General features: G+C 69.5%; 12 protein-coding genes. 8 read left to right on the top strand and 4 right to left on the bottom strand.

Going from position 1 to position 16,214, the window contains the following annotated elements:
- Positions 1-73: 73 nt before the first annotated feature.
- From HV826_RS07435 to HV826_RS07420, 4 genes are read left to right on the top strand one after another with little or no spacing between them, the layout of a single operon-like run.
- Positions 74-1,969 (top strand): FAD-binding oxidoreductase, encoded by a 1,896-nt coding sequence (locus HV826_RS07435; protein WP_176416306.1) that lies wholly within the window; start codon positions 74-76, stop codon positions 1,967-1,969.
- The gene (locus HV826_RS07430) at positions 1,969-4,575 is read left to right on the top strand and encodes an SDR family oxidoreductase (RefSeq protein ID WP_176416305.1); all 2,607 of its coding nucleotides are present in this window, start codon (positions 1,969-1,971) and stop codon (positions 4,573-4,575) included. Before HV826_RS07435 ends, HV826_RS07430 begins: the two co-directional genes overlap by 1 nt.
- An 8-nt stretch (positions 4,576-4,583) precedes the next feature.
- The gene (locus HV826_RS07425; protein WP_368670861.1) at positions 4,584-5,537 is read left to right on the top strand and encodes an NAD-dependent epimerase/dehydratase family protein; all 954 of its coding nucleotides are present in this window, start codon (positions 4,584-4,586) and stop codon (positions 5,535-5,537) included.
- A gap of 52 nt (positions 5,538-5,589) precedes the next feature.
- A complete protein-coding gene (locus HV826_RS07420) occupies positions 5,590-6,351 on the top strand; it encodes a hypothetical protein (protein ID WP_217917020.1) in 762 nt (253 codons plus the stop codon).
- A gap of 112 nt (positions 6,352-6,463) precedes the next feature.
- Here the strand turns inward: HV826_RS07420 and HV826_RS07415 are convergent, their stop codons facing one another.
- Both HV826_RS07415 and HV826_RS07410 read right to left on the bottom strand, forming a co-directional pair.
- Entirely contained in the window at positions 6,464-7,732 is a 1,269-nt protein-coding gene (locus HV826_RS07415) for a glycosyltransferase (RefSeq protein WP_176416302.1), read from the bottom strand.
- A 72-nt stretch (positions 7,733-7,804) separates the two neighbouring features.
- The gene (locus HV826_RS07410) at positions 7,805-9,181 is read right to left on the bottom strand and encodes a carotenoid oxygenase family protein (protein ID WP_176416301.1); all 1,377 of its coding nucleotides are present in this window, start codon (positions 9,179-9,181) and stop codon (positions 7,805-7,807) included.
- A gap of 96 nt (positions 9,182-9,277) precedes the next feature.
- Here HV826_RS07410 and HV826_RS07405 point away from each other — a divergent pair, with 96 nt between their 5' ends.
- The 3 genes from HV826_RS07405 to HV826_RS07395 all read left to right on the top strand — a co-directional run bounded on the left by HV826_RS07405 (position 9,278) and on the right by HV826_RS07395 (position 12,780).
- On the top strand, positions 9,278-9,934 hold the full coding sequence (locus HV826_RS07405; protein ID WP_176416300.1) for a TetR/AcrR family transcriptional regulator: 657 nt from the start codon (positions 9,278-9,280) through the stop codon (positions 9,932-9,934).
- Between the two features lie 379 nt (positions 9,935-10,313).
- Positions 10,314-12,392, top strand: a complete 2,079-nt coding sequence (locus HV826_RS07400) for a sodium-translocating pyrophosphatase (protein ID WP_176416299.1) — start codon at positions 10,314-10,316, stop codon at positions 12,390-12,392.
- A gap of 184 nt (positions 12,393-12,576) precedes the next feature.
- Positions 12,577-12,780, top strand: a complete 204-nt coding sequence (locus HV826_RS07395) for a hypothetical protein (RefSeq protein WP_176416298.1) — start codon at positions 12,577-12,579, stop codon at positions 12,778-12,780.
- A 45-nt stretch (positions 12,781-12,825) separates the two neighbouring features.
- On the opposite strand, the gene HV826_RS07390 is transcribed toward HV826_RS07395, so the two are convergent.
- Positions 12,826-13,908, bottom strand: a complete 1,083-nt coding sequence (locus HV826_RS07390; RefSeq protein WP_217917019.1) for a GlxA family transcriptional regulator — start codon at positions 13,906-13,908, stop codon at positions 12,826-12,828.
- Here HV826_RS07390 and HV826_RS07385 point away from each other — a divergent pair.
- A complete protein-coding gene (locus tag HV826_RS07385; protein WP_176416297.1) occupies positions 13,899-14,744 on the top strand; it encodes a dienelactone hydrolase family protein in 846 nt (281 codons plus the stop codon). The two genes, HV826_RS07390 and HV826_RS07385, sit on opposite strands and share 10 nt — an antisense overlap.
- Before the next feature lie 21 nt (positions 14,745-14,765).
- Here the strand turns inward: HV826_RS07385 and HV826_RS07380 are convergent, their stop codons facing one another.
- Positions 14,766-16,007 (bottom strand): MFS transporter, encoded by a 1,242-nt coding sequence (locus tag HV826_RS07380; RefSeq protein ID WP_176416296.1) that lies wholly within the window; start codon positions 16,005-16,007, stop codon positions 14,766-14,768.
- Positions 16,008-16,214 lie beyond the last annotated feature (207 nt).

Below are 16,214 nucleotides of genomic sequence, written 5' to 3'. Positions count from 1 at the left end.
TAACGCAGTGCGCACCTGCGTAACCCACGCGCGTTGACGGGGAAGAGGGTGCTGTGTACGAGTGCGAGCGACCATGGCTAAACAATCAGGTTTGCTGCGCCGTCTTGGGGATGTGGCGCTGAACGAGGTGAGCGAGCGCTTCGGCAGCCCGTCACCGACGCCTTCCTCCGGAGACACGCGCTTCACGCCGCCGACGCCCGCCGCGTCGAAGGACGAGGAATCACTCGAAGGCTGGGGCTTCGCCGACACCCGCTTCGTGGTGAAGCCCGACGGGAGCACCGTCCTCACGGGCACCCGCTACAACATCAGCAATGTCGCGCTGCCGGACCTGATGCCGTGGTTCGCTGGCAAGCTGGCCTCGCCGCTGGGGTACGACAACCGCAACGAGCCGCACTACCCGCCCGAGATTCCCGCGGCGAAGAAGAACGACAAGCTTGTCGCGGCGCTGCGCGAGTTCCTGAAGGAAGAGCAGCTCACCGAAGACCCCAAGCAGCGCCTGCGCCGCGGCCACGGACACACGGGCGGTGAAATCTGGGCCATTCGCTACGGGAAGCTGGACCGGGTGCCCGACCTCGTCGCCTTCCCGCGCGGGCACGATGAGGTGGTGCGGCTGGTGGAGGTCGCCACCCAGCACGGCGCCTGTGTCATCCCCTTCGGCGGCGGCACCAACGTGACGGAGGCGCTGCGCATCCCGCTCTCCGAGGGGCGCCTGGTCATCGCCGTCGACATGCGGCAGATGAACCGGATTCTGTGGGTGGACCCCGTCAACCGCATGGCCTGTGTCGAGGCGGGCGCCACGGGCCGCCACCTGATGGAGGAACTCGCGAAGTTCGGCTTCACCATGGGCCACGAGCCGGACAGCCTGGAGTTCTCCACGCTCGGCGGGTGGATTGCCACGAACGCCAGCGGCATGAAGAAGAACCGCTACGGCAACATCGAGGACCTGGTGCTCGACATGCAGGTCGTCACGCCCCAGGGCATCGTGGAGCGCCCGCGCCAGGCCCCTCGGGAGAGCGTGGGCGTCAACCCGCGCCAGTACATGTTCGGCAGCGAGGGCAACTTCGGCATCGTCACCACGGCGGTGGTGAAGCTGTTCCCCCTCCCCGAAGTCCAGCGCTATGGCTCGGTCATCTTCCCCGACCTCGAAACGGGCCTCTCGTTCCTCTACGCGCTCCAGCAGTCGGGCGCGGTGCCGGCCAGCGTGCGGGTGATGGACAACACCCAGTTCCACTTCGGCCAGGCGCTCAAGCCGGCCAAGCACGGGCTGGCCGCGAAGGTGAAGAGCGAGGTCGAGAAGGCCGTGGTGACGAAGCTCAAGGGCTTCGACCCGTACAAGCTCGCCGTGGCCACCCTCGTCTTCGAGGGCTCGCGCGAGGAGGTCGCCTTCCAGGAGAAGACGGTGTACCGCATCGCCTCGGAGCACGGTGGAATGAAGGGCGGCGGCGCCAACGGTGAGCGCGGCTACCAGCTGACCTTCGGCATCGCGTACATCCGGGACCTCACCTTCGAGCACTGGGCCATCGCCGAGAGCTTCGAGACGAGCGTGCCGTGGAGCCGGGCCATGGACCTCTACGAGCGCGTGCAGCGCCGCGTGGAGAAGGAGCACGCCGCGCTGGGCCTGCCGGGCAAGGTCTTCTTCACCGGCCGCTTCACGCAAGTCTACCAGACAGGCGTGGTCATCTATTTCTACCTGGGCTTCTACGCGCGCGGCGTCAGCGACCCGGTGGGCGCGTACGCGGCGCTCGAGCACGCGGCGCGCGAGGAGATTCTGGCCGCTGGCGGCTCGCTGTCGCATCACCACGGCGTCGGGAAGATTCGCCGCGGCTTCCTGCCCCAGGTGTTCTCGGAGGCCGCGCTGACCCTCAACCGCAAGGTGAAGGCCGCCATCGACCCCGACAACGTCTTCGGCGCGTCGAACTGCGGAGTCAACGGTCCGGTGGCGCTGACTCCGGACGAGGAGGCGCACTGATGTCCCGCCACGTCTTTCTCACGGGCGTCACTGGCTTCGTCGGCAAGGTGGTGCTGGAGGCGCTGCTCGCGCAGGGCGTCGAGCGCGTCACGGTGCTGGTCCGCGAGTCGAAGGACCGCCAGGGCCGCGTTCATTCGGCCGCGGAGCGCTTCGCGAAGGTGGCACAGGCCGAGTGCTTCTCGCGCCTCCAGGCCGGCTGGACGGAGCGCGTCGCGGTGGTGAGCGGCGACCTCGAGCAGCCCGCCTGTGGCCTGGCTCCCGCCGACGCGGACGCCGTGCGCCAGCACGTCACGCACGTCGTGCACTGCGCCGCCAGCGTGGAGTTCGACCTGCCGCTGGCGCAGGCGACCTCCGCCAACATCCGGAGCGCGCTGTCGGTGCTGGAGCTCGCGCGCGCGTGCCCCAACGTGGTGGGCATGGTCGACGTGTCGACGGCCTACGTCAGCGTGTGGCGGCCCGGCCCCATTGAAGAGAAGCTGGCGCACCTGCCGAAGCCCGCCGCGGAGCTCTACGAGGCCTTCCAGGTGGCGCAGGGCGACGGCCGCGAGTGGCTGGAGCTCACCGGCCACCCCAACACGTACACGCTCACCAAGAGCGTCGCCGAGCACCTCATCTGCGAGCGTCGCGGCCACGTGCCCGTCGTCATCGTGCGCCCCAGCATCGTCTCGGCGGCCCACCGCGCGCCCTTCCCGGCCTGGCTCGACAGCCCAGCGGCGCTCGCGGGCTGCCTGCTGTACAGCGGCCTGGGCGTGGTGCGCGCGTTCAACGCCGACCCGTCGGTGCGCCTGGACGTGGTGCCGGTGGACGTGGTCGCCAGTGAGGTCGTGCGGTCGGTGTTCGGCCCCATGCCGAAGCCCGGCCAGGCCGTCCCCATCGTTCACGCCACCATGGGTGTGCAGCGGGCGCTGCGCATCGACATGGCCGCGGCGTCGACCATCGAGTGGTTCAAGCACCGCCCCGGCGTGGTGAAGGCGCCCGACATGTTCGTCGGCCGCAAGGACCACGGCTTCGACGCGGTCGACCTGATGCGCCGGGAGCTGCCGGTGCAATTGCAGAAGGCGGCGCTCGCGCTGTTCGGCCAGGCCAAGGCCCACCGCCGGCTGGTGCGCGCCGACGAGAAGGTGCAGTACCTCAACGAGGGCTTCGCGTACTTCACGCACCACACCTTCGACTTCGTGCGCGGCACCCCGCTGGAGGTCCCCGGCTTCGAGCCTGTCGAGTACGTGCGCGTGGTGAACGAGGGCATGTACCGCCACCTGCTCTCTCGCGATGAGAGCCAGGTGTCCTTCGCCGGGCCGAAGCACGCCGACGCGCGCGGCGACCGGACCTGGGTCCAGGAGCGCGGCGTGGGCAACACCACCCACAAGGTGTTTGGCTATGCGCTGCGCAAGACGTTCCGCCACTGCACCAGCGACGTGACGTTCGACCGGCCTTCGTTCGAGCGCGCGATGGCGCAGGTGCCCCCGGGCACGCTGGTGGTGCTGGCGCCCACCCACCGCAGCTACTTCGACTTCCTGCTGACCAGCTACCTGTGCTTCCAGCACCCGGAGCTGGGCATCTCGATGCCACACATCGCCGCCGCGGAGGAGTTCGGCCGCATCCCCGTGGTGGGTCCGATTCTCAAGGACTCGCAGGCCTTCTTCATCAAGCGCGGCGTGGGCCGCGAGGTGCCGGAGCTGGGCGAGGAGCTGCGCCGGCTCACCGAGAAGAACGCCTCGCTCATGTTCTTCGTCGAGGGTCAGCGCAGCCGCGCGCGGCTGATGCTGCCGCCCAAGCGCGGGCTGTTGCGCGCGCTGCAGAACACGAAGCGCCAGTTCGTCGTGTTGCCCGTCGCCATCTCCTATGACCGGCTGCCGGAGGAGGCGTCCCTGTCGGAGGAGCTGTCCGGCAAGCCGCGCCCGAAGATGACGCTCACCGGCGTGCTGTCGTGGCTCGCGAAGCTGACGCGTGGCCAGGTGCAGCTGGGTCGGGTGCATCTGTCGTGTGGCGCGCCGCTGGCGCTCAACCCGGACACCGACGTCCGCGCGCTGAGCCATACGCTCATGGCCGAGCTGCAGCGCCACACCACGGTGAGCAGCTTCCACCTGCGCACGTTCCTCGCCGAGCACCCCATCGCGGGCGTGGACGAAGCGTGGCTGCGTGAGGCCATCGAGCGCCGCGGAGGGCGTGTGCTCGCCAGCGACCTGCCAGTCCCCAGCCCCCTGTCTCCGGCGCTGGCGCACTCGCTCCGGAACCAGTGGCAGCACTGGTTCGCCGGTGACGTGCTGGCCCGGCAGCCGGGCAACCCCGCGCTGGAGGACCACTTGTCGCGCTACCGCTGGTGCGCCACGCCCCTGGCCGAGCTGAGCGACGCGCGCGTCGACGCCGTGGTGAAGGCGCTCTTCGAGCCCGTGGTGCGCGACTACCAGGAGGCGGCGAAGGTGCGCGCGCCCGACGAGCTGAAGGCCGTGGCGGTGGCGCACCGGCCGCACCTCGATGGCGTGGTGCAGGCGCTGGTGTCGCGCGACATCGTGAAGCCCGCGGGTGACGACTTCGAGTGGGGTCCGAACGCGGCGGAGCTCGCGCGGTTCCATGAAGCATGCGCCTGGCGCGGGGTTCAGCCGTGAAGACACTCGTGACGGGAGCCAGCGGGTTCCTCGGACGCAACCTCCTGGAGACGCTGGGCGACGACGCGGTGGCGCTGGTTCGCTCGCCGCTGCCGGGTCCGGTGGCCCAGGTGTCGGGCACGCCGTTGGACCCTGACGCGTGGCTGCCGCACGCGCGGGGCGTGAAGGTGCTGATTCACTCCGCGGGAATGGTCCACCACAGCCGGCAGCACGCCGACGAGATGGTGCGCTTCAACATCGACAGCGCGCTGGCCATGGTGCGCGCCGCGAAGGCGCTCGACGCACGGTTGGTGCTGGTGTCGACCTCAGGCACGGTGGGCTGCTTTTCCCATCCGACCATCGAGGCCGATGAGCATTCCCTCTATGCCGAGGCGCTCGTGGGCCGGTGGCCCTACTACCTGTCGAAGATTCGCGCAGAACAGCAGTCGCGGAAGCTGGCGAAGCAGCTCGGCGTGGAGCTGACGGTGGTGCGGCCTCCGGTGCTCCTCGGCCCCGGGGACACCTTGGGCCGCTCGACGACCAACGTGGCCCGCGTGCTGAACGGCCGCCTCCCCTTCATTCCCACGGGTGGCATCGCCTTCACCGACGTGCGGGACGTGGCGCGGGCGCTCGCGGTGCTGGCCAAGAAGGCCGACTGGCGGGACACGTACCACCTGCCCGGCACCACCCTGCCCCTGCGCACCTTCTTCGAGCGCGTGGGCGAGGTCGCCGGCATCCGGGTGAATCGTCCCGGCGTACCGACGCTCGTCGTCGACGGGCTCGCGAAGCTCGGCTCCCACGTGCCGCTCAAGAAGCTGCCAGACCCCGTGGTGCTGGAGATGTCGACGTGCCACTGGGGCTTCAAGACAATCTGGAGCCACGAGGAGCTCGACTACCGGCCGCGGAGCCACCGGCAGACGCTGAGCGACACAGTGGCGTGGCTCCGCGAGGCGCAGGCGCGACAGACGCCTCTGACGGGATGATGCACGCATTACCTTTAAAACGCGCAAAACTTGCGTGCTATCTTCCGCCGCCATGCGCACTTCCCTCAGCTTCGCGTCCCTCCTCGTCGCTTCTTCCCTCACCGCGGGCTGTCTCGGTCCCGAGACGGACACTGACACGGAGGCGGTCCAGGCCATCGAGCAGCAGGCGACGGACCCCTTGTTCCGCGTCCACAACATCGTCGAGGCCGTGCTCCCGGCCGGCAACTACGACGGTGTCGCTGGCAACGAGTGCATCGCGCTCGTGAACCCCGAGCACCGCCTCCGCAAGATCATCATCGTCGAGACGGCCGGCGCCAACGGCGCTTGCGCGCTCAACGCCTACAGCGCGGGCAGCGCCCTCAGCTTCACCTGGGGAGACACCTCCGTCTACCAGGGCCCGGCCGGCATCGCCTCCATCCGCGCCGCGCTCTCCGACAATGACGGCGCCGTGCACCGCCTCACCGGCACGCTCACCTCCGAGGCCACCACCCTGGCCCACCTGCAGTCGTTCCTCACGCAGACCTACGCCCAGCAGGCCAGCCAGCTCGCCACGTTCACCGAGGAGCGCGTCCACTCCCGCTACGATTTCGAAGGGCAGGAGCAGGTCTACGCCGAGGCCGCGTACCAGGCCGTCCGCGTCACCCAGCCCTGTGAGAACCCCGGCTACCCGAGCCTCAACGCCCGTGTCCACAACGGCTTCGTCTACGGCTACATGGCCACCAACACGGGCAGCTGCCACAGCGGCTGGTTCACCAAGCGCCACGTCTACAACCGCAACTGGCAGCTCGTCGAGTTCTACGAGTACTCGGAGTAGGTGAGACGACCATGGATTGGCCTCTCGCGAAGCTGTCCAGCGAGAGGCCATCCATGAGCCCGCTGTCCTGACCGCGCGGTGCAAGGCGACGCCCGACTCCGCCGCGGCCTCGTCATCGGCCGAGGGACCGCTCGATGACGTCCACGCCCTCATCCAGTTCGCGCGAGGCTCGGCAGGCCTGGCGCATCCTCGCCACCGCGGCGAGGAGGTCGTCGCGCCCCAGCAAGGCATCCACCCGCTCGGTGATGACGCGGGCGTCCTTCGTGCGGAGGTCGCCTCGGAGCCCGAGGTTGTGGTGCACCAGCCGCGCCGTCAGCCCAGGCTGGTCCGCGCCATAGGGGAACAGGAGCATGGGGACGCCGAAATACAGGGCCTCCCGCACGGAGCCGATGCCGCCGTGATTCAGGAACAACCGCGCCCGAGGGAGGACTTCCAATTGGGGCACCGAGGCCTCCACCCGGATGGACGGCGGCACCGCCAGGCCGCGGAGCTGCTCGGCCAGGGCGCCGCAGCTCACGATGAGCTGCCACCCCGCGCGCCGCCGGAAGGACTCCATGACAGCGGTGTAGAAGCGCAGCGCGGCCGGCTGGTCCTCTCCGAACGTCCCCAACGAGCAGTACGCCAGCGGTCTGGACGCGTCGTAGCCGCGCCAATCGAAGGTGCCCTCGTTGCGTGAGGGCTCCACGCAGGTGCCCAGATAGTGTCGGCGGGGAAGCGTTCGCAGCGGTTCGAAGTCCAGGGCCCGGGGGCCAATCACCAGCTCCTCCACTTCCGGCCGGTAGCCGAAGTCGCCCCATCGCACGCGGCGACCCGCGCGCCGCATCCGCCGGAGCGCGCGGTGGCCCGCCCAGCGGACTCCATGGTCATACAGGCCCCGGAGCCAGGGGATTCTCGACTGGAGCGTCCACGTCACGAGGTTGCGAGCACGGCCGAGGTGGCCATTGGCAGCGGGAATGGCCGGAGAGTGCACGGACGGATAGTCCAGCGAGAACGAGGCCGCATACGTCGGGCTGAGGCTGAGGTACGGCAGCCCGCGCTCGTGCGCACCCGCGGCCACATCCCACACCACCGGATCCACCAGCACCCCATCAAGCCCATCCGCGTCCACCCATGCGTCGAACGCCGCCGCGAGGTGCTCGTGGTAACGCGCGCGCAGGTGCAGGAAACGGATACCCGGGACACGCGTCGCCCAGCTCGCGGTGACGCGGAGTGACTGGCGGTAGCGGCTGCACTCGAAGCCCTGCCGCGACACGTGCGCCGCGAAGGGCTCCGGCACGAAGTAGCGGACGCGGTGCCCCCGGCGCACCAGCGCCCTCGCCAGCGAGAAGGTCGCGTTGAGGCCGCCGTATTCGGGCAGCATGTAGATTCCGACCGTGGACATCTGAACTCCCCCAGGTGTATCGCACACCCGCCACGACCTCGATGGGAGCACGGCCAGACGCCGTGAGAAGACTCAGCCCGCGGTCGCGAAGCTGCCGTGAAACGTCACGGGGATGGCCTGGTCGAAGTGAACGGTCGCCAGCGGACCGTCTTCGAGCTGCTCGCCGTCGAGCACCGCGACGTAGGAATGATCGGCCTTCGAGTCGAACACGAGGTCGAGCACGAAGGTGGCGTCCTGTGACGCTTCGCGCGGCACGAGCACGGGCTCGCTCGGCACATGCCCGGCCGGGAGTACCCACTCGGCGCTCCTGCCACGGTCGAGGTCGATGCGCGTCACCCCCTGGATGCTCCGGCCCGCGACGTTCCGCTCGGTTTGCGCGAACACCGTGGCATGCCGCGCGCCGTGCAGTCGCGGATGCACCTGAGGAAAGTCGCAGGGCACATCGAAGAGCTTCGTCTCACGCACCTTGCCGGACCGCAGGTCGAGCTGCACACGCGTCAGCAACGGGAGGGGCCCGGTCGATTCCATTTCTCCAATCTCCCCGAGCGAGAACTCGGGGTAGCGGCAGAAGTCGACACAGGGACCGTCCACCTCCTCGAAGGCGTTCGAGAAATGCCAGAGCCAGAAAGGGTCGAGCTCGAACGTCCGGGGGGAATGGATGGCATCGAGCGGGACGACGATGAGCCGCGCCCCGAGCTCAGGCCGCCACTGAAAGAGCTGGGTGACATCCCCCAGGCCGACCATGGCGCGCAGGAGCTTCAGCCGCACGGGCCCCACGAACAGGATGAGGTGCCGCTCCGTCGCCATGAAGTCATGCACCATGCTCTGCCAGGGCGCCTCCACGGTGCCGAGCTTCGACGGCTCCCCGTCGTCCGGCAGCGCGTACAGGTCGATGTTCATCTTCCGGCCATACCGCACCCCGAAGTTGAACGTCGTTCGCAGCGAGGCGACACGATGAGGATGCGCGGAGAAGGCCCCCGTCACCACGCCCAGTCCCGTGGCGTCGAGCGTCTCCAGCGTCGTGGGGCTCATCTCTTGAAGCAGGCCGTTCTCCATCAGCGCGAAGAGCCGGTTCTTCCACAGAAACGTCGAGGTGTTGCCCGTGGTCTTCGCCACGTCTTTTCTCGCCGCCCGCATCCGGTCAAGCCACGACGCGGACGACGTGTAGAGAAACCGCCCCGCTTGCTCCTCCGCACGGAAGCCGGCGCTCTCGACGATGCGGCTCGCGCCCTGCGCGCCACCGCCGTCGAAGCGCACCGCCGTCACGGCGCCATCCGCCTCGAACGCATGCGCGATTCGCGTGCCAAAGCGCTCGAAGAGGCCCGGTCCGGCGCGGAACAACGTCCCTCGGAGGGACTCGGGGAGCCGGCCTTCGACCCGCAGCGGCTCGAAGCCATGGGGGCGGGAGAGGGACCGCAACAATGGGCTCACGGCATTCGCGCTGCGCATCCGCTGCTCCTGGAGCGATGGAATCTGCGTCGAGAAAAGTAAGTGACTCTCACTTACTTTGCAACAGACACCACTCCATCTACCCTGGCGCCACGCATGGCCACGAAGACGCGAGCACGCCCGTACCACCACGGGGACCTCAAGCACGCCCTGCTGGAAGCCAGCATCGGACTCATTCGCGAGGAAGGCGTCGACGCGCTCACCGTCGCCGAAGTCGGACGCCGCGTGGGGGTGTCTTCCGCCGCGCCCTACAAGCACTTCGCGGACCGCTTGTCCCTGTTGCGCGCGCTCGCGACGGAGGGGAACCGACGGCTCAACCAGGCCCTCATCACCGCGACGGAAGGGTCAAAGGACCCGCACGAGGCCTTCCGGCGCTCAGGGGTCGCCTACATCCGATGGGCGGCCGAAAACCCGGCCCTGTATCGCATTGCGACGGACCCGGCGTACATCGACTACGCGGGCCCGCATCCGGACGAGGAAGTCCCCGAGTTGCTCAAGGGCACCCTGGACACGTTCTGGTCGGAGCTGTCGGAGCGCGTCCGGTCCGGGAGCGCGCTCCCCACCTCGCATCCGCTGATGGAGCAATTGCGAGGTCGCGCGCTCGCACAGGGCGTGGCGAACATGTTCGTCAGCGGCGTCTTCGCATCGCTCGGAATCGCCGCCTCCGACGCGGAGCGGCTTGCCCGCGCCGTCATCGGTGAGGACGTCCCGGCCACGACAACCCGCAAGGGCAAGACTTCGCGCACGCGCTGAGCATCGGAGGTGCTGAGCGCACGGAGCCCCCGGGAGAAGCCAGCGCCATGAGCGGCGCCCCGTGGCGGCGGGGCCTGGAATACGTACTGGCCCGTAGCTTTCGGAGAATCGTGAGTGAGTCCGGGCACTTGGCGCCGCGGTGGTGCATCCACCCGCCCCGCCTGCCGCCCGGAGCCACGCCCCGCATGGGAGCCAGCCTGGCGCTGGCGGCCGTGACGCGCCCACCCAGAACGTTGGTAAGACTCCCAACCTGCTGGGGCGCGCCTAGGAAACTCCCAGATTGCGCTGAAATCAACTATACGCGCTCCGTACAAATTTCGCGGCACACGAGCGACTCGGTCGGCGAGGTCAGGCCCCCGGGACGGCTCTGGAGGATTGGATGGAGTTGTCGAGTCTCGAGTCGAGTTTCTGGGCAATCGCACCGGGCGTGGTCGGCGCCGTGGGGCTGCTCTTCGCTGCGTTCTTCTACTTCCGCGTCAAGTCGCTCCCGGAGGGTGACGCGACGATGAACCGCATCGCGGGCTACATCCGCGAAGGCGCGATGGCGTTCCTCGTCCGCGAATACCAGGTGCTCGCCGCGTACTGCGCGGCCGTCGCGGTGCTCATCGGCCTGGCGCTGGGGCCGCTCGCCAGCGGGAGCTTCGTGCTGGGCGCGTTCCTCTCGCTGCTGGCGGGCTACATCGGCATGAAGGCGGCGACGTACGCGAACGTGCGCACCGCGCAGGCCGCGCGCACCGGCTCCAAGCCGAACGCGCTGCTGGTCGCGCTCGACGGTGGCGCGGTCATGGGCCTCGCCGTCGCCGGCCTGGGCCTCATCGGCATGGGTGGCATCTACTACGCCTTCCAGGGGCATGCGCAGCTCTCCCCCGTCCTCCACTCCTTCGCCGTGGGCGCCAGCTCCATCGCGCTCTTCGCCCGCGTGGGCGGCGGCATCTACACCAAGGCCGCTGACGTCGGCTCCGACATCGCCGGCAAGGTCATTGAGAACATCCCCGAGGACGACCCGCGCAACCCGGGCGTCATCGCCGACAACGTGGGCGACAACGTGGGTGACGTGGCCGGCATGGGCGCGGACATCTACGAGTCCATGGTGGCCGCGATTGTCGCCGCCATGGCCATCGCGTTGACCGCCAGCGCCGCGGACCTCTCCCGCCTCGTGGTGGACCCGTCCGCGACCGGTAGCGCGAAGGTGGCGGGCGTGGTGCTCCCGCTGGTGCTGTCCGCCGTGGGCATGGTGGTCAGCCTGCTGAGCATCTTCATCGCGCGCGCGCTCAAGCACATGAACCCCGCGCAGGTGCTGCGCAGCGCTCTCATCCTGCCCCCGGTCATCCTGGTGGGACTTTCCTTCGTGATGATGCAGGTGTTCGGCCTGTCCCAGGCCATCACGGTGGCGCTGGCCGCGGGCGCCTTCGGCGGCGCCATCATCGGCCTCGTCACGGACTACTACACGTCGTCCACGCCGGTGCAGCGCATCGCGGAGGCCTCCGTCACGGGCGCCGGCACCAACCTCATCCGCGGCCTCGCCGTCGGCATGGAGAGCGTGGGCATCCCGATGGCCACCATCGCCCTGGTGGCCTACATCGCCGACCAGGCGCTCGGCCTGTACGGCATCGCGCTGTCGGCCGTGGGCATGCTGGGCGGCACCGCCGTGGTGATGACCGTGGACGCCTACGGCCCCATCTCCGACAACGCCGGCGGCATCTCAGAGATGTCCGGCCTGGGCCCCGAGGTCCGCGCCATCACCGACGAGCTGGACGCGGTGGGCAACACCACGGCGGCCATCGGCAAGGGCTTCGCCATCGGCTCGGCGACGCTCACCGTCATCGCGCTCTTCTCCGCCTTCAACCTCGAGGTCAACCACACGCGCATCGCCGCCGGCCTGCCGGAGATGAGCCTGCAGTTGACCAACCCGAACGTCATCGTCGGCATGCTGCTGGGCTCCATCCTCCCGTTCCTGGTGGGCGCCTCCACGATGCTCGCCGTGGGCCGCGCGGCCGGCGCCATCGTCGAGGAGATTGGCCGTCAGTTCCGCGAGATTCCGGGGCTGATGGAGCTCAAGGCGGACCCGGACCCCAAGAAGATCGTCGACATCGCGACCAAGAGCGCCCTGCGCGAGATGATCTTCCCGGGCATCGTCGCCATCGTCGCCCCGCCCCTGGTGGGCTACCTGCTGGGCCCCGGTGCGCTGGCGGGGCTGCTGGCCGGCGCGCTCGTCGTCGGCGCCACGATGGCGCTCTACATGGCCAACGCGGGTGGCGCGTGGGACAACGCCAAGAAGTTCATCGAGAAGGGCAAGCTCCCGGGCCACGCGAAGGGCTCGGCCGTCCACAAGGCCGCCGTTGTCGGTGACATGGTCGGTGACCCGTTCAAGGACACCTCCGGTCCTGGCGTGGCCATCCTCATCAAGGTCATGAGCGTCGTGTCCCTGCTCGTGGCCTCGCTCATCGCGCTGCGGTAGTCGCACCGGTGCGGCGCCTCGGATGCCGAGGCGCCGCGCCACCCCTGGCAGCTCGCACCGCGCGGCCCCATGAGCCGCGCGGTGCTCTGGAGCGCCAGCGGCCTGTCGTGCGCGTGTTCGCCCCCCGTGCCTTCGGCAGAGCGGGTGGCGCGGCTCCGTTGTTCTGCTGTCAGAGAGGTGACCCATGTTCCTGGAGCTCTCCCAGCAGCAGATCCACGTCCTCCACGCATGCCTGTCTGAGAGCATCGCGGAGTTGCATGACGAGGTCCTTCACACCGACGCGCGCGACCTGCGCGAAGCACTGAAGCGCAAGCTCGACCAACTGCAGGGCATCCAGCAGCGGGTGGAAGCCTTGATGCAAGCCCGGGAAGGGGCATCCCCCTCCTGAATCGCCAGCGTGTTGCCCACGATGCGCGCGGTGCAGGGCGGCAAGTCAGTGACGGTGGTGAACCGTGCCGCGCCTTCCTCGTGGGGGCTCTCCGACATACCGCCGGAATACGCGGCGGAACGCCGCGGCGTCGGCATACCCGACCCGAGCAGCAACTTCGTCGACCGACGCCTGGGTCGTCTCGAGCAGGTGGGAGGCGTGCGCCACGCGCACCCGCTGCACGAACTCGAGCGGCGTCATGCCAAGCCCGGCCTGCACCCGCCGCGCGAGCGTACGCGAGGACGTAGCGGCGGCACGGGCAAGCTCAGCGAGCGTCAGCTGCCGGCCCAGATTCGCGCCGACGAATCGTTCCACGGCACGAAGCGCCGGGTCCGAGACGCGGAGGTGCTCCATCACCATGTACCGGGCCTGTGAGACGCGCTCGTCGAGCACGAGGTAGCGGGCCACCAGGTGCGTGAGCGATGGGCTCGCGACCCGCGCGACGATGGCCAGCACCAGGTCCGCGTGGGCGAAGGCCGAGCCCGCGGTGAGGACGCCGTCGCTCTCGACGACCATCCGGTCCGGGTGGAGGGAGACCGCAGGGAAGCGGCGCGCGAACGAAGGGACGAGCCACCAGGTCGTCGTCGCGCTTCGCCCCGCGAGGAGGCCGGACGCCGCGAGAATGAAAGTCGCGGAACACGAGGCCGCGACCATGGCGCCTTTCGCCGCCGCGCGCGCGAGCAACGTGATGCCACGCGCGGCATCGGCCCGCGAGAGCAGCTGCTCGATGGCGCGCTCGCTCGCCGCGGAGAGCCCAGGCACCAGCAACACGTCTCCCGCCTTCACACCTCGGAGGCTCAGCGCGCCGTCCACGGCGACGGAGCGCCCCGTGCCCGAGCGGACCGGCTGACCGTCGAGCGAGACCACCCGCTGACGCAAGACCTGGGCGCCCCGTGGAACCGAGGCGAGCCCTGCCTCGACGAGTCTTGCGGCCGTGTCGACCACGTCGAGCCCCACGCCCAGCGAGCCCTCTGCCACGCCATCGAACACGACATGCGTAATCACGATGGCGAGAATAGCCCGTTCATTGTCAATCTCGCCACTGGTCACGGAGGATGGGCTTCCCGCATGTTCCAGGCATGCGCCCATCCCCCCCCGACTCCACGGCCGACGACCCTCTCGATGACTTCGGCCGTCGCCCCCTCACCCTCAACGCCGCCAGGCGAACAGTCTACGTCGCCGGCCACGGCCCCGCCGTCATCGTCATGGCAGAGATGCCAGGCATCAGCCCGCACGTCGCCCGCTTCGCGCGCTGGGTGCGCGACGCGGGCTTCACTGTCTACATGCCTTCACTCTTCGGCAGGGACGGTGCCTACCCCCGCGCGGAGGAGGGGCGCGCCATCCTGCAACGCGCCTGCGTGAGCGCGGAGTTCCGAGCGTTCGCGGCGAATGAGTCGAGCCCCGTGACGCAGTGGCTACGTACCCTGGCACGCCTCGCACATGAGGAGTGTGGCGGTCCGGGGGTCGGCGCGATTGGAATGTGCTTCACGGGGAACTTCGCGCTCTCGATGATGCTCGAACGCGCGGTGCTCGCTCCCGTCATGTGTCAGCCGTCGTTGCCCCTGAGCGACACCGGCGGGATTCAGCTGGCGCCTGACGAGCTCGCCGCCGTGAAGGAGCGCCTCGAACGTGACGACCTGACGGTGCTCGCCTATCGGTTCGAGGGCGACCGCTTCTGCACGGCGCAGCGGTTCCAGGCCCATGCGGCCGCGCTCGGAGCTCGCTTCGTTACCAGGGTGCTGCCTGCGTCCGCCGCGAACCCGACGCCTCCCCCCTTCTTCGCGGAGGTCGTCGGGTGCCCCCACAGCGTCGTGACAGCCCATCTCATCGACGCGGAGGGAGAGCCCACTCGCGCGGCGCGAGACGAAATCCTCGCCTTCTTCGCCCAGCGACTGGGACGCGCGGGAGCACCAGGCAAGACGTGATGTGCCCACGCGCCCCTGGCGTCAGTGGGCCACACGGGCCCGCGGCGCCAGGCGGACCAGCAAGGCCGCCAGCGCCGAGGCCGTCGCCAGGACCGTCACCGCCATCCAGCCCCACCGTGCCAGCACGAGGCTGCCACTGGCGGCGCCGGCGGACATGCCGATGAACATGCCGACGAACAGCACCGCGTTGAGCCGGCTGCGCGCCGCGGCGTCGATGCCGAAGACGATGGTCTGATGCGCCACGAGCGACATCTGCACCCCGAGGTCGAAGCCAATCGCGCTGCCGCCAATCAGCCACAGCCGGGCATTCGGCTCGAGCCATGGCGCCGCGAACATGGTGGCGAAGGAGACCGCCGTCAGCCCCGCCCCCAGCCGAGTGACGACCTCCGGCCCGAAGCGGTCGGCGACGCGGCCCGCCACCGGCGCGCCCAAGGCTCCGGCCGCCCCGGCCAGACCGAAGGCGCCCGCCGCCGCGCTGCCCAGGTGGAACGGCGCCCCATGCAGCATCACCGCGAGGGTGGACCAGAACGCGCTGAAGCCCACCGAGAGCAACCCCTGCGCCAGCGCCGCGCGCCGCAGGGCACCATGCTGGCGCCACAGCCGGGCAAGCGAGGCCAGCAGGGCGCCGTACGACAGCGTGCTCGTCGGTTGGAAGCGAGGGAGCCCTCGCCAGGCCGCCACGCCAATCAAGGCCACGCTGGCAGCGGCGATGATGAACATGGCACGCCAGCCAAACTGCTCGGCCACGACACCGGCGACGACCCGGGACAAGAGGATTCCCAGCAGCAGGCCCGTCATCACCGTGCCCACCACCTTGCCCCGCTCTCGCGCCGGGGCCAGCGTCGCGGCGGCCGGGACGATGTCCTGCGCCACGGTCGCCGTCAGGCCGACGGCGAAGCTCATGACGAGCAGCAGGCTCATGTCCGGAGCCAGCCCGCCGAGCAGCAGCGCCACGCTCAGCAAGGCGGCCTTGACCAGGATGATGCGGCGCCGGTCGAAGCGGTCCCCCAGGGGCGTCAGCAGCAGGATGCCCAGCGCGTATCCCAGTTGCGTGAGCGTGGGGAGGAAGCCCACCACGGCGTCAGCGGCCCCCGTGGAGGCCCCGATGACGCCCAGCATGGGCTGGCTGTAGTAGAGCGCGGCCACCGGCACGCCAGCGCTCGCCGCCAGCAGCAGACGCAAGCCACCTGACAGGGAGGCACCGTCCCCATGACGGGTGGCGGCGGCCCCGGCGCTTCCATGTACGGCACGAATGAAGGACATCTCGTTCACCTCTGTCGCTGCGAGTCGAGGTGAAGGTGCTCTAGAGGGGCCGAGGCTGGTAGTAGCGTGCTCCGCACAGCGGATATACGTTCGGCGTATAACCCCGCACGAGGCCAGTTCGCATGCCCACTCGCTCCAAGCCGCCTCGGTCCCGGGCTCCCCGGAGGCGTGCACCTCACCCCACCGCGCCAGCCACCGCGGACCGGC

Source organism: Myxococcus sp. AM010 (assembly GCF_013372585.1).
Classification (GTDB): Bacteria; Myxococcota; Myxococcia; order Myxococcales; family Myxococcaceae; genus Myxococcus; species Myxococcus vastator.
Note: the sequence above shows the minus strand (reverse complement) of the source record. Positions and strands in the feature narration are given on the sequence as shown.

Excerpts from the sequence above, each read along its gene's own strand:
- HV826_RS07435 (WP_176416306.1), top strand. The coding sequence starts at position 74 with ATGGCTAAACAATCAGGTTTGCTGCGCCGTCTTGGGGATGTGGCGCTG.
- HV826_RS07430 (WP_176416305.1), top strand. The coding sequence starts at position 1,969 with ATGTCCCGCCACGTCTTTCTCACGGGCGTCACTGGCTTCGTCGGCAAG.
- HV826_RS07420 (WP_217917020.1), top strand. The coding sequence starts at position 5,590 with ATGCGCACTTCCCTCAGCTTCGCGTCCCTCCTCGTCGCTTCTTCCCTC.
- HV826_RS07415 (WP_176416302.1), bottom strand. The coding sequence starts at position 7,732 with ATGTCCACGGTCGGAATCTACATGCTGCCCGAATACGGCGGCCTCAAC.
- HV826_RS07410 (WP_176416301.1), bottom strand. The coding sequence starts at position 9,181 with ATGCGCAGCGCGAATGCCGTGAGCCCATTGTTGCGGTCCCTCTCCCGC.
- HV826_RS07405 (WP_176416300.1), top strand. The coding sequence starts at position 9,278 with ATGGCCACGAAGACGCGAGCACGCCCGTACCACCACGGGGACCTCAAG.
- HV826_RS07400 (WP_176416299.1), top strand. The coding sequence starts at position 10,314 with ATGGAGTTGTCGAGTCTCGAGTCGAGTTTCTGGGCAATCGCACCGGGC.
- HV826_RS07395 (WP_176416298.1), top strand. The coding sequence starts at position 12,577 with ATGTTCCTGGAGCTCTCCCAGCAGCAGATCCACGTCCTCCACGCATGC.
- HV826_RS07385 (WP_176416297.1), top strand. The coding sequence starts at position 13,899 with ATGCGCCCATCCCCCCCCGACTCCACGGCCGACGACCCTCTCGATGAC.
- HV826_RS07390 (WP_217917019.1), bottom strand. The coding sequence starts at position 13,908 with ATGGGCGCATGCCTGGAACATGCGGGAAGCCCATCCTCCGTGACCAGT.
- HV826_RS07380 (WP_176416296.1), bottom strand. The coding sequence starts at position 16,007 with ATGTCCTTCATTCGTGCCGTACATGGAAGCGCCGGGGCCGCCGCCACC.